The organism is Guyparkeria sp. SCN-R1, from assembly GCF_003932495.1.
Classification (GTDB): domain Bacteria; phylum Pseudomonadota; class Gammaproteobacteria; order Halothiobacillales; family Halothiobacillaceae; genus Guyparkeria.
In genome coordinates, this window is sequence record NZ_QZMT01000006.1 from 15,971 (window position 1) to 30,527 (window position 14,557).

Below are 14,557 nucleotides of genomic sequence, written 5' to 3' on the forward strand. Positions count from 1 at the left end.
GGTCGGTCAGTCCTTTGCGATACACCACTCGCCGCGATCGAAACTCTCCAGCGTGTGGCGCATTCGGCGCACGTGGCTGCCCCGCCAGAGGACTTTCTCGCACGTGGGGCAGTACCAGCCCTCCCGGGCGATGGCCAGCGCCGTTTCCGGCACGCGATCGAGTTGGGCGGGCGTCGCCGGGAGCAGGGGTGTGTTGCAGTCCAGGCAGCGGCTGAACGGATGGTGCAGCCAATCGATCTCGAATCGAGCGGTCAGTTCGGCGGCAAGCTCGGTGGTCTCGTTGGCGTTGAGCAGCACGACGCGTCCGTCGCCGTTTCGAAAGCGGGCCAGGTGCCGATCCCGGGTGATCAGCCAGCGTTTCTCGACATCGGCCTGGGCGACCAGTGCACGGTCCTCGCTGCCCGGGGCGGCGATGGCGGTATCAAAGCCGGCGGCGCGCAGCCAGCGCCCCAGTCGCTGCAGCATTTCATCGCAGAGAAAGCGTGGCTCCGCCATGGTCGGTCACGGGTCGGTACGGTGTCTGTTGCCTGCCGGTAGTGTCCCAATCCGATGGGGCGGTCACGGAGCCTGCATAGAAGACCTCGCAGCTTTCATCGCCGCGTGAAATCGCGGCCAGTCCCCGTTGTAGCAGGCCGATCGGCGCGCCGAGAAGGGCTTCTATCAGGTTGGGTTCCTCGACCTGGGGCGCATCGAAGCTGCCGTGGACCTCCTGCGTCACGACCGGGCAGCCCTGCCGATCCACGACCGCCACGGTGGCCTGGTTGATCCGTCGCGACGGCAGATCGAGCGAGGCCTGGGCCGCGACACGATTGCGTGTGGTCGAGAGGGCGACATCGCGGGTCCGGGCAGTACCCTCCTTGATGGTCCAGTCGGAGACCAGTTGGACCACCTGGGTCTGCTTGTCCTGGGCCCCGTCCAACATGCGCACGAAGTCGGACCCCTTGGTTGCCAGCAATGCGGCCGGGCCGAGGAAGATGACCGCGCCCGCATCCACGAGACTGAACCGCTGGGTACGCCGGTAATCGGCCAGTTCCGCGTCCAGGTCGACGCCGCGCAGTCGCAAGTCCCGTCCGCTCAGCTTCACCTCGCCCTGCAGGTGGCGCAGCACCGAGCCGGGTTCCACTTTGCTTGTCAGCGAGGCGGTCAGTTCCGCGCTGCCGGAGACACTACCGGCGGGCGCCCATTGTTCCGGCAGGTTGGCGAGTTGCAGGGAGTCGAAGGCAATCTCGAGCGTGGCATTCGCCGGCGAGTTGCGGAAATCCAGCGTGGCGTTCCCTTTTCCGCGGCTGTCGAGGAATGTCATTTGCCAGTCGTCCGTGGCAAACATACCGTCCTCCGCTGACCCCGACAGGGTCACGTCTGACAGGTGCAGGGTATTGAGGCGCACGGCATCGGCGGAGGCCGTCAGGTTCAACGACGTCTGCGCCAGCGCGTGCTCTCCCTCAGCCGGCCTCTGCCAATGCAGGTTGTCGAGGTCCAGGTCGAGACCGTTTATCGACATCTCCCGATCGCCTGCCGACGTCCGCCAATGGATCTCGCCATCGCGGACGCGCAGGTCCAACGGCTCGTTCGGATCGCCACGCCCGGTATCGGTCGGCGTGCCACGCGCGGCCAAGGCCTCGAGGGTGCTTGGTGTCAGACGCGCAACCGGGGCATCCAGCCGCAAGGTTTCCGGTACCAGGTCACCGCTGATCAGGGGCCACCAGCGCATGGACAGGCTGATTGCTTCGAGCTCGCCGACCGGATCATCACCCGACCCGGGCGCCGGCCCTACCCTCACCTCGGTCGCGTGGAGGGTAGGGAGGGGCCAAAACCGTAACGAGACGTCGCCATCGACGTGCACCGGCAGACCCAGTTGATCGCTTGCCAGTTGCGTGACGCGCTCTCGCAATTCGTCGGCGGACCATAACCGTGCCGCGACGATGGCAAGCAGGATTAGACCCACCACGATTCCCGCTAGCACGATGACTAGCGAACGGACCGGGTGGCGAGTGATGGCGTTCATGGCACGGCAACTTCCTCGCATGTTTGCCCAAGTGTAGGCAGGCGAGCGTGTTTCGACTGCATTTTTGACTGATCCGGTATCGATGGAGGTCACGTCTCGGGCTGGATGTGGGGGAGGCCGTGAAGATTTTGCCTAATAGGTAACAGTAATGCGAATGGTTTGCATGTAGATAGGCGATCCGATACGATCCGGAAATCGAGTCACGGGGGCGTCGAGCCGCCGCGCGGGCGTAACGGTGGGAGAACGACATGCAGGCAATTTCGGTGCAACCGCCGGTTCGCGTGGGGCGGCCCGGTCATTCCATCATCCTGCGCCCGGATGACCTGATGTTCTCCGGCTCGCTGGCGGAGATTCCTCAGCCGGTGAATCTGGCGGGGCCCCGCAGCGTGTCCGGCGCCTCCCTGCGGAATGGCTCGGCTGTCGACGAACCCCTGGATCGTTTTGCCACCGCCTTCCCGAGTGGCGATCGGCGCGCGATCGCCTCGCAATGGTCCAAGTGGCTGTTTCATGCCTGGCTGTCACCAACCATCGCCGTCATGGTTCTGGATGGGTATTCGTTGCCTCGCCAGTCGGCCGACTGGGGGATTCGCTTTACGCCGGATGGATGCCCCGAGCGGCTTTGGCTCAGCTCGACGACTGTCCCGGTGCGACGTCAGCCCGTCGATCAACTGTTGGCGCAATTGGTTTGCGAGGAGCTCGACGACGTGGTGGCTACTCTGGCTCGCCATTCCGGAGCTTCGGTCAACGTGTTCTGGAGCAATGCAGGCAATCTTGTCGAGCATGTGCTCACGCGGCTGGCCGAGCATCCCGTCATCTGTGCGGATCGGCTGGCCCAGGCTCGGGCGTTTCTTGAAACACCGCGACTGGCCGGCAGGCGCAATCGACTGTACCGGCCGGTGGTCTACCGCGTTGACGAGGGCTCAATCGAGCCCCAGCGACTGCGCCGGGTCTGCTGCATCCGCTATCGACTGGATGAACTCGACTACTGCGAGAATTGCCCCCTGGCCTGCCGGTCGGGCAAGCCGGCCGGGGAGGGGCGCTGATGTTCGAGGTGAGCGCGGCCACGTTCGTCGCCGGCGGCACCCGGGTGCTCGGGCCGGTGGATGCCGCCTTCGCACCGGGCGAGGTGGTCGGGCTGATCGGTCACAACGGTTCGGGCAAGTCCACGCTACTCAAGCTGCTGGCCGGCCAGCAGGTGCCCTCGTCGGGAACGGTACGTTTCGAGGGGGTGCCGGTCGCCGATTGGGGGGCGCGAGCCTTCGCGCGGCGCGTTGCCTACCTGCCGCAGCACCCGCCGGTGACCGGGCACCTCACCGCCCGCGAGCTGGTGGGGTTCGGTCGGTATCCCTGGCACGGCCTGCTGGGGCGGTTCACCGCCGACGACCGTCGTCGCGTCGACACCGCCTTGCACATGACCGATACCGAGGCCTTTGCCGACCGCGCCGTGGACACGCTTTCCGGGGGCGAGCGCCAGCGGGTGTGGCTTGCCATGCTGCTGGCGCAGGAAAGCGATTTCCTGCTGCTCGATGAGCCGCTCTCGGCGCTCGACATCGCCCACCAGGTCGAGGTGCTCGAGCTGATTCGTCGCCTGTCGCACGAGTTGGGGCTGAGCGTGGTGATCGTCCTGCACGACATCAACATGGCCGCGCGCTTTTGCGACCAGCTGGTGGCGATGCACGGCGGCAAACTGCTGGTGCGCGGCACGCCGGGCCAGCTGATGGACTCGGCCACCCTGCGCAGCATCTACGGCGTGTCCATGCAGGTGCTCACCCCACCGGGACAGTCCCGTCCCGTCGCCATCGTCGATTGAACCGTGATGCGGTCCTCACCAAACGGCCGCCGACGGTGGCGCTGGCCGCTGGCCGTGTGGTTGCTGCCACTACTGATGGCGGCGTTGTCCGTACGGGCGGCCGACACGGCCCCGCGCATCGCCACCCTCGATTGGACGGTTGCCGAGACCTTGATCGCCATCGATGCCCGCCTGGTGGGCCTCGCACAACTCGACGGCTACGCGTCCTGGGTCGCCCGGCCGGCCGTGCCGAGCACCGTGCGTGACCTGGGCCTGCGGGCTCAACCGAATTTCGAGCAGCTGGCCGCGATCGCCCCCGATCGGATCGCCCTCTCGCCCCTATTCGCCAACCTCGAAGGCCGTCTGTCGACCGTCGCGCCGGTCGAGGTGTTCGAGCTCTATGGGCCCGGGGTCGACACCTGGCCGGCCTTGCGGCGAGTCACCCGCGAGCTGGGGGAATACGCCCATCGCCAAGGGCAGGCCGAGGCCCTCATCCGGCGCACGGAGGACCGCCTCGACGAGATCGCCGATCGCCTGCCCGACCATCCGCCAGCGGTGATCGTGGTCCAGTTCATGGACGAACGTCACGTGCGGGTCTTTGGCCAAAACGGCCTGTATCACGCGGTGCTGGGGCGGCTCGGCATCGACAATGGCTGGACCGGCGCCACAAATCGCTGGGGCTTTTCCCTGGTGGGACTCGAGGCACTGGTCGGACTCGACGGGCGCATCGTGGTGGTCAAGCCCTATCCCGTCGGTGTCGAGCGTGCCTTGTCGAAAAGCGCGTTTTGGCAGCGGCTGACTCACGGTGCAGATCGCGATCCACTGGAGCTCGAGCCGGTCTGGAGCTTCGGTGGCCTGCCGTCGGCCGGCCGGTTTGCCGAGCAACTGCTGGGGGCGTTCAATGCGGACTGAGGTCCCGGCCCGGTCGGTTGCCGCGCCCCTCGGCGTGACCGCAGGGCTGTTCGCCGTCCTGGTGGGGTTGGCCGTCTGGCAACTGCAGCAGCAGACCGGCGGTTTTGCGTGGTCGAGCTGGTGGCCGGATCTTGGCGGCGCGTCGGTGTCCGCCGCCGACTGGGCGTTGGCGCTCGGTTGGTGGCCGCGTCTGATCACCGCCCTGATCGCCGGTGCCGGGCTCGCGCTGGCGGGCGTGCTGATGCAGCAGGTGTTGCGCAACCCGCTTGCCTCGCCGACGACCCTGGGCGTCGCCGGCGGGGCGAATCTCGCCCTGATGGCGGCGACGCTGTTCGCCCCGGCGCTGATGGGGTGGGGTGCCGAGTGGGTGGCCTTGGCCGGCGGCGGGCTGGCCATGGGGCTGGTGTTCCTGCTCTCCTGGCGCCGCGGGCTGGCGCCGCTGGTGGTCGTGCTCGCCGGGCTGGTGGTCAACCTCTATCTCGGCGCATTGGCCATGGCGCTCCTGCTGTTCAACCAGGAGACCCTCCAGGGCCTGCTGATCTGGGGGGCGGGGTCGCTGGCGCAGGACGGTTGGCACGACGCCGCGTTCCTGCTGCCACGCTTGGCGATCGCGCTGGTGATTGCCTGGTTGCTGCTCCGTCCGCTGCGACTGCTCGAACTGGACGATGCCAGCGGGCGTGCGCTGGGGGTGAACCTGGCCTTTCTGCGGCTGGCCGCGCTCGGGGTGGCGGTATTCCTCACGGCGGTGACCGTCAGCGTCGTGGGCCTGATCGGGTTCATCGGCCTGGCCGCGCCGAACATCGCCCGGCTGCTGGGCGCGCACCGACTGGCATCCCGAGTGGTCTGGTCGATGCTGATCGGGGCGTTGCTGCTCGCGGTAACCGATCTTTCCCTCCAACACTTGGCTGCCTGGTTGCCCGCCATGATCCCGACCGGGGCGATGACCGCCGCCCTGGGGGCCCCGTTGCTGCTCTGGCTGATCCCTCGGTTGCGCCTGGCCAGCCGGACCCCGCCGGAAACGATGGGCTCGGGCTGGCCGCGGGCGGAGCGGCCGGCTCGCCGCTTGCTCGTCATGGCGCTGCTGATGCCCTTGGTGGTGGCAGTCTCGCTACTCAGTGGCCATCTCGCCGACGGCTGGTCGTGGGTCAGCGGTGCCTGGACGGTTTGGGAATGGCGCCTGCCGCGCCTGCTGGCGGCCGCCGGTGCGGGTCTGCTGCTTGCCGTGGCCGGCACCCTGCTGCAGCGCCTGAGCGGCAACCCGATGGCCAGCCCCGAGGTGCTTGGCATCAGTGGCGGGGTGTCGATCTTCCTGTTGCTCGGCATTGTCTGGATGCCCGCGGCCAGCACGTCGATGCTTGCCGCGCTGGGTGTGGGTGGAGCCTTGGCGGCCCTGGCCCTGTTGATCGTGCTCAACCGGCGCAGCGGATTCCTGCCCGAGCGGTTGCTGTTGACCGGGGTGGCCATCATGGCGCTGGCCGAGGCGGTTCGGGCGCTGGTGCTGGCCGGTAGTGACCCGCGCGGCCAGCAGATCGTGGCGTGGCTGTCGGGCTCGACCTACTACGTCGGCCTCGAGCAGGCGCTGCTGATCGTCGCGCTGGCCGGTATGGCATTGGTGGTCGCGCTGCTGCTGTCGCGCTGGCTGGAGGTCTTCCCGCTGGGCGCCGCCGTCAGTCGGGCGGTCGGGGTGCGGGTGACCGGCGGGCGACTGGCGGTGCTGGTGCTTGCCGCCGTGATGACCGCCGCGGCGACGTTGGTGATCGGCCCGCTCTCGTTCATCGGGCTGCTCGCCCCCCACATGGCCCGTCTGTTGGGCCTGTCCCGCGCTCGCGACCACCTGCTGGGTGCGGCCCTGATCGGCATGGGGCTGATGGTCCTCGCCGACTGGATCGGCCGGCAGATCCTGTTCCCCCACGAGATCCCCGCCGGTCTGGTCGCCTCGCTGATCGGCGGGACCTATTTCCTCTGGGCGTTGCGCCGCTTCTAGGTGCCATCGGCTGTCGGCCACGGGTTGGTCGCCGTCGAGCATCGCCGCGCGACTCAACGCCCCACTTTCCCAAGCATGACCCTTCCGCCTCCGTCACGGCCCCCGTCGCCGTAATCCGTCGCCGCAATTCGCCGCGGCAATCGGCGTGTCGCCGTCACGGTTGGCCATGCAGATCGGTTCGGGAACCCGCACGCAGCGCAAAAAAAAGGCCCCGCACGGGGCGGGGCCTTGGGGGTCATGAGGAGGTGTTGCCGACTCAGTACTTCCAGTCGAGCGTCAGCATGACGTTGCGCGGCTCGCCGTAGAACGCCTGGTCGTACTCGACACTGTTGAGATACTTCTCGTTGCCGACGTTGTTGACGTTGAGCGAGGCGCTCAGGTTGTCCGAGAACTCGTAGCGCGCCATCAGGTCGGTGACCAGGTAGTCGTCCTGACGGGTCTGCCCGGTGTTGTACTGCTGGTCGCGGAAGGTTTCGCTCTGCCAGCGGATCTGGCCGCCGACGGTCATCTGCGGCCAGAACGGCAGCTGGTAGGTGGTCTGCGCGCGCAGCATCTGCTCCGGGATGAAGGTGCGGGCACGTTCGCCGTCGCTATCCTCGATCTCGAGGTAGGTGTAGCCACCGCTGGCGCGCCAGCCCGGCAGGATCTCGCCGGCCAGCGTGAGTTCGATGCCTTCGCTGGTCAGGTCGCCGCTCGCCTCGTAGTAGTTGAAGTACCCGGGGCGCGGGTTGCTGAATGTGCCGGCGAGAGTGGCCGTGTTGTTCTGCTCGGTGCGGAACACGGCGGCAGTGGCATCCACGCGCTCGTCGAACAGGGCGGCCTTGAGTCCGACCTCGTAGCTGCGTCCCTCGATCGGCGGCAGCGGCTGGTAGTTCTGCGTCACCTCGTTCTGCGGCTCGAAGATCTCGGTGTAGCTCGCGTAGGCCGAGAGCGTGTCCGTCAGGTCGTAGACCAGGCCAGCGTAGGGGACGATCTCGGCGTCGTACTCGCTTTCGCGGGCCACGGTGTAGCTCACGCCGCTGTTCTCCAGCCAGGTGGCGCGCGCGCCGAGGATGGCGGTTGTCCGGTCGGTCAGGCTCAGGCGGGTCGCGCCGTAGATGGAGCTTTCCTCCTGGGTGAAGTCACTGCCGCCGTCGGAGGGGCCGAAGGTCGGGCGCGGGTAGTTGCCGTCCCACTGGTCGAGCGGCACGTCGATATCGCTGGTCTCGTAGAGGCGGGCGGAGTAATCGGTGATCTCCGACTGGCTCCAGTTCACGCCGACCATGGCCTCGTGCTCGCGGCCGAACAGATCGAAGGGGCCCTTGGCCTGGGCATCGGCGACCCATTGCTCGTTCTCGTAACGGTAGTTGTCCATGATGATCGACAGGTCTTCCGTGGTGCCCGGACGCAGCTGCTGGGCCGGGTCGTAGAGGTAGAAGATCTCGCTGTCGGAATCGGAGGTGAGGTAGGTGCCCGTCAGGGTCGCCTCCCAGCCGCCGGGCAGGAACTGCTGCAATTCGACGAAGCTGCGGTGGTCCTCGTTGTCCCAGTAGCTCCACTCGGGCGAGGAACTGGCCGAACGATCGTAGTTGGTGGGCGAGCCATCGCCGTAGTACATCGGCAACGCGCCCCAGAGCGGGCTGTCGCTGTCGTTGTTCTGCCAGGTATGACCGGCGGTCAGCAGGGTGGAGTCGGTGAGATCGGCCTCGATCACGCCGTAGGCGACCTGGCGCTCGCGTCCGTGGCGGTCGAGGTAGGAATCGCCATCTTCGGCGGCCACCACCAGGCGACCGCGCACCCGGTCACTGTCGAACAGGGAACCCGAGACGTCGCCTTCGATGCGGCGACGATCCCACGACCCGGCCGAGACGCTGGCCGAGGCCTGCGTGTCGGCGGTGGGGCGCTTGCGGATGAAGTTGACGGTCGCCGACGGCGTGCCGCTGCCGGACATCAGGCCGTTGGCACCGCGCACCACCTCGATGCGGTCGTAGACGGCGGTGTCGATATCGCCCTGGACGTTGTCGTAGGGCAGGGGGGCGCCGACGCCGTCGATCTGGAAGCGCTGGATGGTGAAGCCGCGCGAGGTGTAATAGGTGCGATCGGTTTCCGGCTGCTCGACGGTGACCCCGGGCGTGGACTCCAGCGCGCTGTTGACGTCATCGAGCTGGAAGTCCTCCAGCTGCTGGCTGGTAATCACGGACAGCGATTGCGGGGTCTCGCGCGGCGTGAGGGTCAGCCCGGTCGCCGACGAGGAAGCCGGGGCGCGGTACTGCCCGGTCTGCTCGGTGGGTTGGAAGAACCCACCTCCCTCGACGACCACCTGATCGAGCACGACGGCGTCGTTTGACTGCTCGGCGGCGTGAATGACTCCGGTTCCGAGCGCGAGGCAGGGCAGGGAAAGGGTCAGGCAGTGCCGAACCGCTCGATTGATGGGTGTGCGCCGGGCACGTTTGGTTTGGGTCATGGCAAGCGGTCTCACGGATTGGATGACGAAAAATGGATCGATTCTTTGATCGCGACGGGTGTCGCTGTGGCGAATCTACATGAGAACGATTGCCATGCGCAATACCGATTGTTTGCTTGGGCGGCTTCCGTCCATGGGGAAACGAGTGAGGAGTAGGCTGGTCCTAACATTCGAGATGTCGGCGTGCGTCGACCACAAACGAGGAGATTGCCAATGGCTGGCGGCTGGGCGAAAGACGGCGCCGAGCAGGCGCAGATCGACGATACGGTCGAGGATGCCCTGCAACGGGTGCGCAGCGAAATTCCGGCAGGCGAAAGCCTGGCCGAGTGCGAGGAGTGCGGTGAGCCGATTCCCGAGGCGCGTCGTCGCGCCGTGCCGGGGGTGCGACTGTGCGTGGTCTGCCAGGCCGAACGCGACGAGGCGCAGGAGACGGCCTCGCCCTACAACCGCCGGGGATCGAAGGACAGCCAGCTTCGGTAGGGATTAACGAGATGTGCCGGCGCCGTGGTGATGAATCGCCGACCCGCTGTCGCCAGGTGTCGGTCCGCTACACTCCCCACCATGATTCCATTTTCCATTCTTGATCTTGCACCTATCACCGAAGGCTCGGATGCCTCCACGGCGTTGGCCAATACAGTGGACCTTGCCCGCCAGGCCGAAGCACTCGGCTATCGACGTTACTGGCTCGCCGAACACCACAACATGCCCGGTATCGCCAGTGCCGCTACGGCGGTGGTGATCGGTCAAGTGGCCGCGGCGACCCACCGCATCCGCGTCGGTGCCGGCGGCATCATGCTGCCGAACCACTCACCGCTGGTGGTGGCCGAACAGTTCGGCACGCTCGAGACGCTGTTTCCCGGGCGGATCGACCTCGGGCTGGGACGTGCGCCGGGCACGGACCAGACCACCGCGCGCGCCTTGCGTCGCGAGGGCAGCGATCCCAATCGCTTTCCCGACGACGTGGCCGAGGTGCTTGCCCTGCTGGACGATCCCGAGCCCGGACAGGCGGTGCGGGCGATCCCTGGCGCTGGGACGCGGGTGCCGGTGTGGATCCTCGGGTCGAGCCTGTTCGGCGCGCAGCTCGCCGCGGCCCTGGGGCTGCCGTACGCCTTCGCCTCGCACTTCGCCCCGGGCGACCTGATGCCGGCGTTGGCGCATTACCGTGAACATTTCCGTCCGTCGCGTTTCCTCGACCGGCCCTACGCGATGGTGGGCTTCAATGCCTACGTGGCGGACACGGACGAACAGGCACGTTTCCATGCCAGTTCCATGGAGCAGTCCTTCGTCGCCCTGCGACAGGGCCACCCCGGTCCGATCCCGCCGCCGGTCACCGGCTATCGCGAGCGGGTCGATCGGTTCGAACGGATGGTGATCGAGCGGACCATGGCCTGCTCGGCGATCGGCTCGCCCGAGACGGTCGAATCGGAGATCGATCAATTCCTCAAGGCGACCGAGGCCGACGAGCTGATCGTCACCAACTCGAGCTTCGATCACGGCGCGCGCTGCCGCTCCTACGATTTGCTGGCCGAGGTGCGCAATCGACTCGGCGCGAGGAGCGAGCCGGCTTGAGTCGGAGTATTGAGGCGGGCAAGCCGGGCGCGAATGCGAAGAAGCGGGTCTTTTTTGCGCTGTGGCCGGACGAGCCTACGCGCACGGCACTGCATCACCTAGCGCGCGGGGTGGATGTCGGCGGCCGGGGGGTGCCGCGGGCGCACCTGCACCTGACGCTTGCCTTCCCGGGCACCATCGATGCCGCCCGGGCTGACTGCCTGGCCGAGCGATTGCCCAGCCTGCATTTCGACCCGATCCCGATCCTGCTCGACCGCCTGGGGCATTTTGCCGGGGCACGGGTCGCCTGGGCGGGGCCGAGTCATTGTCCCGGGGAACTGCGGCGGCTGGCCGAGCAGGCCCGCGGGCTGTGTCTTGCCTGCGGGGTGGAGACCGACGACCGACCGTTCGAGCCGCATGTCAGCCTGCGCCGTTTCGCTCGCCCGCCGGCCGTCGACGCGCCCGAGTCGCCGATCCACTGGTTCGCTGATTCCCTGGTGCTGGTCGAATCGGGCTGCGGTGGGCACCCCGGTGCGTACCGGGTGCTGGCATGCCGGACCCGGGGCTGAATGGTCAGGTGGCTCGTCCGATACAAGCCTTCGGCGGACGCCGGCGCCACTGGTTGACCGCGGCGAGCGAGGCGGCCGCCAACGCCCCGCTCGTCGCGATCAGCCAGTCGTCCCAGTGAAGCGGCTGGAGGTGAAGCAGGTCGGCCACTGGCGGGACCTGCACCAGTACGATGGCCGAGATAGCCGTCGCCGCAACGAGCCCGCGCGAGAGGCGGTCGCGCAGGCCGCTCAGGACGGCGGCGATCAGGGCGCTGGCGAAGGTGAGCATGACCAGCGCGATGCTTCGTGCGTGCTCGATGCCCTGACCCGAGTGCAGACCATTGGCCACGCCGGCGATCACCACCGCGGTTAGCAACAGCCCGCTGCCGAGGATGGCGAGCCATTCGCGCCGGTCGAAGAAGCGATTGTCCGGCGGTCGGTAGCCGGCCATCAGCGGGCGAGCCGACTGTCGCGCCTGGAAGGCGAGCAGGGCGGTGGGATGGATGATCAGCTCCAGCCAGACGATGTGTAGAGGCAGGTAGAGCAGGGGGTGGCCGGCCAGGGGAATCGCCGCCGCGGTCACCACCAGCGGGATGTGGATCATCAGCAGGTACTGGAAGCTGCGCTGCAGGTTGGCGAACAGCTGCCGCCCCTCGCCGATCGCCTGCACGAGGCTGCGGAAGTTGTCATCGAGCAGGACGATCGAGGCGACTTCCCGCGCGCTGCGCGTGCCGCGCTGGCCCATCGCGATGCCGATGTCCGCCGCCTGCAGGGCCGGCACGTCGTTGACCCCGTCGCCGGTGACCGCGACGACCTCTCCCAGGGCCCGCAACCGCTGCACGAGGGCAAGCTTCTGCATGGGCGTGGCGCGGGCGATCACGTCGGCGGCCGGGTCGTGGTCAGCCGACCGGTCGAGAGCCTCGTCCAGTTCCTCGCCCGACAGTACCCGGGGCGAGTCGCCGCCGATCCCCAGCTGCCGGGCGATCGCCATGGCCGTCTCTCGGTGGTCGCCCGTCACCATGATCACCCGCAGGCCCGCCTCGCGGCATTGGGCGATCGCCTCGGTAACCCCGCCCCGCAGCGGGTCGCCGAAAGCCAGCAGTCCGAGGAAAGTGAAGCCGCTTGTCGGTTCCTGCCCCGCGGGTGCCTCGGTCGCTCCCCGTCGCTCGGCGACCGCCACCACCTTCTGGCCTGAGCCGGCAAGTCGATCGGTTTCCCGGTGCCAGTGTTCGAGCTCTGGCGGTGTGAGCTCGCAGCGGGCGAACACCGTTTCCGGGGCTCCTTTCATGGCCGCGACAAGGTGACCCTCCGGGGCTCGCCAGGAACTGATCTCACAGCGTCGCTCCTCGGTAAAGGGAAAGGTCGTCAGGCGCAAGAATGCGGGGTCCATGGGCGGTTGGATCGCGAGCAAGGCAACGTCCATTGGGTCGCCGCCCTCGGCACGTGAGGCAAGGGCGGCGGCCCGCAGCAGGGCCGCCTCCCTGTGCGCCGAAACCGGAAGACGATGCGTGAGCTCCAGTCGCCCCTCGGTCAGCGTGCCGGTCTTGTCGGTGCAGATCGTGGACACCCGGCCGATGTTCTCCACCACCACCGCCCGCCGGACGAGCGCCTTGCGTCGGGCCAGACGGTAGATGCCCACGCCGAGAAAAAACGTGAGGACCACCGGAAATTCCTCCGGCAGCGCGGCGATGGCCAGGGTGACCGCGCTGAGCAGGGCATCGACCAGACCGTGCCCCTGTTCGAGGCGAACCCAGGCAAGCACCAGGCAGAAGGCCAGGGCGGCGACGATCAGCGTACGTACCAGTGCCGCGACAGCTTGCTGCAGAGGTGTACGTTCCTGTCGGCCCCGGGCGGCGGAACGCACGATCTCCCCGTAGCTGGTCTCCGCTCCGGTATGCACCACCAGCATCTCGCCGCTACCCGCGAGCACGCGGGTGCCGCCCTGGACCCAGTTGGCCTCGTCCGGCAATCCTCCCGGCAGCGTGTTGGGGGGCAGGGTGGCCTTGCGCAGCGGGTAGGACTCGCCGGTCAGCAGCGACTCGTCCACCTGCAGGCCTTCCACCCGGACCAGAAGCCCATCGGCCGGCACGGGTTCGCCCGCCGAGAGCAGAACACGATCACCGGGGACCAGCTCGGCGGCTGGACGCGTGACCGTGCTGCCGTCGCGGCGCACCCGGGCCGTGGCAGCAAGCTTGCTCTTCAGCCCGGCGGTAGATGCCTGGGTGCGCCGATGCAGCCAGGCATCCATTGCCAGCAGGGGCAGAAGAGCGACCAGCAGGATCATCGCTTCGCCTAGGTCGCCGAGCCAGGCGAACAGGAGACTTGAGGCCAGCAGGAACCACAACATCGGGTCGGTGACCGAGCTCTTCAGCACATCGACCCAGCTGCCCGCGGTGGCCTCGATGATCCGGTTGGGGCCGAATAGTGACAGGCGTCGTCCGGCTTCCATGCTGGTCAGGCCTGCCTCGGGGGTGGCGAGCAGTTCAAGTCGATTTGGGGGGAGGGGGCGTGGCATACGGTCGACTCCATCCGACGCGGCGGCGAATGGAAGAGAGCTTAGCCCTTAGGTTGGCGGCCGGGAACGAAAAAGCCGTCGCGACTCGGGCGACGGCGTGTGTCGGATCGAGCAAGGTGCTGTGATCAGAACTCGTATTCGAGCTGCCAGCGCAGGATGTTGTCCTCGGTCTCGTCATTGAGACCGAACAGCAGGCCGGCTTCCCATTTCACGTGCTCCATGCCGAAGGGGTTGGCGCCGATCAGGACCGGACCGACGGCGTGGGTCTCCTCGTCGCCGTAGTACTCGATGCCCGGCTCGAGGTTCGGGCTGAGACGGTATTTGAGCTGGACGGAGCCCAGTGTCTCCCACTCGCTTTCGGCGACGTCGTCGCCGAACTTCTTCTCGAACAGCAGGTTGCCGGTCGCGACCATCTTGCCGAACTGCTTCTGTACCAGCGGGCCGACCTTCGTTTCCCAGGCATCCTCGTCGAAGGCCTTTTCCAGTTCGACCAGCAGGCCGAAATCGGCCCAGTACTGACCCTGCTCGGTAAGTTGGAACTTGTTCTCGATCTCGGCTTCCTCGACCTCGAAATCGCCATCTTCCTTTTCGCCGATCAGGTAGCCCTCGACGAACCAGCGCGAGGTCACGCCATAGCCGATGCCGACCTTGGTCTTGTACTCGCCCGAATCGAGGCCATGCACGCCCCGGACTTCGAGTTCGACCTCGCCTTGCTCGACGTAGGGGTCATAGACCTTGTCGACACCGGCAAAGGCGGGGGCGGAAGCGAGGGCGGTCAGGGCGGCGAGGCCGCTCAGCGACTTTTTCCACATA

At 67.4% G+C, this 14,557-nt stretch carries 12 protein-coding genes; 7 read left to right on the top strand and 5 right to left on the bottom strand.

The window, feature by feature from the left end; genetic code table 11:
- Positions 1-6: 6 nt before the first annotated feature.
- Positions 7-495, bottom strand: a complete 489-nt coding sequence (locus D5687_RS04845) for a Mut7-C RNAse domain-containing protein (RefSeq protein WP_125198644.1) — start codon at positions 493-495, stop codon at positions 7-9.
- On the bottom strand, positions 467-2,005 hold the full coding sequence (locus D5687_RS04850) for an AsmA family protein (RefSeq protein WP_240031422.1): 1,539 nt from the start codon (positions 2,003-2,005) through the stop codon (positions 467-469). Before D5687_RS04850 ends, D5687_RS04845 begins: the two co-directional genes overlap by 29 nt.
- Before the next feature lie 248 nt (positions 2,006-2,253).
- Between D5687_RS04850 and fhuF the strand changes: the two genes are divergently transcribed.
- Genes fhuF through fhuB form a run of 4 tightly spaced genes read left to right on the top strand, consistent with a single transcriptional unit; the run spans position 2,254 to position 6,690 of the window.
- Positions 2,254-3,048: a siderophore-iron reductase FhuF gene (gene fhuF, locus D5687_RS04855; protein ID WP_125198645.1), complete on the top strand. Its 795-nt coding sequence runs from the start codon at positions 2,254-2,256 to the stop codon at positions 3,046-3,048.
- A complete protein-coding gene (locus tag D5687_RS04860; RefSeq protein ID WP_125198646.1) occupies positions 3,048-3,815 on the top strand; it encodes an ABC transporter ATP-binding protein in 768 nt (255 codons plus the stop codon). The genes fhuF and D5687_RS04860 overlap by 1 nt, the downstream gene beginning before the upstream one ends.
- 6 nt (positions 3,816-3,821) lie before the next feature.
- Positions 3,822-4,706: an iron-siderophore ABC transporter substrate-binding protein gene (locus D5687_RS04865; protein WP_125198647.1), complete on the top strand. Its 885-nt coding sequence runs from the start codon at positions 3,822-3,824 to the stop codon at positions 4,704-4,706.
- A complete protein-coding gene (gene fhuB, locus D5687_RS04870) occupies positions 4,696-6,690 on the top strand; it encodes a Fe(3+)-hydroxamate ABC transporter permease FhuB (protein ID WP_125198648.1) in 1,995 nt (664 codons plus the stop codon). Before D5687_RS04865 ends, fhuB begins: the two co-directional genes overlap by 11 nt.
- Positions 6,691-6,946: 256 nt before the next feature.
- Here the strand turns inward: fhuB and D5687_RS04875 are convergent, their stop codons facing one another.
- Complete coding sequence (locus D5687_RS04875) at positions 6,947-9,133, bottom strand: TonB-dependent siderophore receptor (RefSeq protein WP_125198649.1); 2,187 nt, start codon at positions 9,131-9,133, stop codon at positions 6,947-6,949.
- A gap of 213 nt (positions 9,134-9,346) precedes the next feature.
- Between D5687_RS04875 and D5687_RS04880 the strand changes: the two genes are divergently transcribed.
- The 3 genes from D5687_RS04880 to thpR all read left to right on the top strand — a co-directional run bounded on the left by D5687_RS04880 (position 9,347) and on the right by thpR (position 11,250).
- A complete protein-coding gene (locus tag D5687_RS04880) occupies positions 9,347-9,613 on the top strand; it encodes a DksA/TraR family C4-type zinc finger protein (RefSeq protein ID WP_125198650.1) in 267 nt (88 codons plus the stop codon).
- 81 nt (positions 9,614-9,694) lie between these two features.
- Entirely contained in the window at positions 9,695-10,702 is a 1,008-nt protein-coding gene (locus tag D5687_RS04885; RefSeq protein WP_125198651.1) for an LLM class flavin-dependent oxidoreductase, read from the top strand.
- The gene (gene thpR, locus D5687_RS04890) at positions 10,699-11,250 is read left to right on the top strand and encodes an RNA 2',3'-cyclic phosphodiesterase (RefSeq protein ID WP_240031423.1); all 552 of its coding nucleotides are present in this window, start codon (positions 10,699-10,701) and stop codon (positions 11,248-11,250) included. Before D5687_RS04885 ends, thpR begins: the two co-directional genes overlap by 4 nt.
- 4 nt (positions 11,251-11,254) lie before the next feature.
- Here the strand turns inward: thpR and D5687_RS04895 are convergent, their stop codons facing one another.
- Together D5687_RS04895 and D5687_RS04900 are read right to left on the bottom strand one after the other, a co-directional pair.
- Positions 11,255-13,744 carry a cation-transporting P-type ATPase gene (locus D5687_RS04895; protein ID WP_125198652.1) on the bottom strand — a complete coding sequence of 830 codons (2,490 nt, stop codon included), beginning with the start codon at positions 13,742-13,744 and terminating at the stop codon, positions 11,255-11,257.
- A 125-nt stretch (positions 13,745-13,869) separates the two neighbouring features.
- Entirely contained in the window at positions 13,870-14,556 is a 687-nt protein-coding gene (locus D5687_RS04900) for a hypothetical protein (protein WP_125198653.1), read from the bottom strand.
- Between the last annotated feature and the right edge of the window lies 1 nt (position 14,557).

Bases quoted from the DNA above. Each gene is read 5' to 3' on its own strand.
- D5687_RS04845 (WP_125198644.1), bottom strand. From the start codon at position 495: ATGGCGGAGCCACGCTTTCTCTGCGATGAAATGCTGCAGCGACTGGGG.
- D5687_RS04850 (WP_240031422.1), bottom strand. From the start codon at position 2,005: ATGAACGCCATCACTCGCCACCCGGTCCGTTCGCTAGTCATCGTGCTA.
- fhuF (WP_125198645.1), top strand. From the start codon at position 2,254: ATGCAGGCAATTTCGGTGCAACCGCCGGTTCGCGTGGGGCGGCCCGGT.
- D5687_RS04860 (WP_125198646.1), top strand. From the start codon at position 3,048: ATGTTCGAGGTGAGCGCGGCCACGTTCGTCGCCGGCGGCACCCGGGTG.
- D5687_RS04865 (WP_125198647.1), top strand. From the start codon at position 3,822: ATGCGGTCCTCACCAAACGGCCGCCGACGGTGGCGCTGGCCGCTGGCC.
- fhuB (WP_125198648.1), top strand. From the start codon at position 4,696: ATGCGGACTGAGGTCCCGGCCCGGTCGGTTGCCGCGCCCCTCGGCGTG.
- D5687_RS04875 (WP_125198649.1), bottom strand. From the start codon at position 9,133: ATGACCCAAACCAAACGTGCCCGGCGCACACCCATCAATCGAGCGGTT.
- D5687_RS04880 (WP_125198650.1), top strand. From the start codon at position 9,347: ATGGCTGGCGGCTGGGCGAAAGACGGCGCCGAGCAGGCGCAGATCGAC.
- D5687_RS04885 (WP_125198651.1), top strand. From the start codon at position 9,695: ATGATTCCATTTTCCATTCTTGATCTTGCACCTATCACCGAAGGCTCG.
- D5687_RS04895 (WP_125198652.1), bottom strand. From the start codon at position 13,744: ATGCCACGCCCCCTCCCCCCAAATCGACTTGAACTGCTCGCCACCCCC.
- D5687_RS04900 (WP_125198653.1), bottom strand. From the start codon at position 14,556: ATGTGGAAAAAGTCGCTGAGCGGCCTCGCCGCCCTGACCGCCCTCGCT.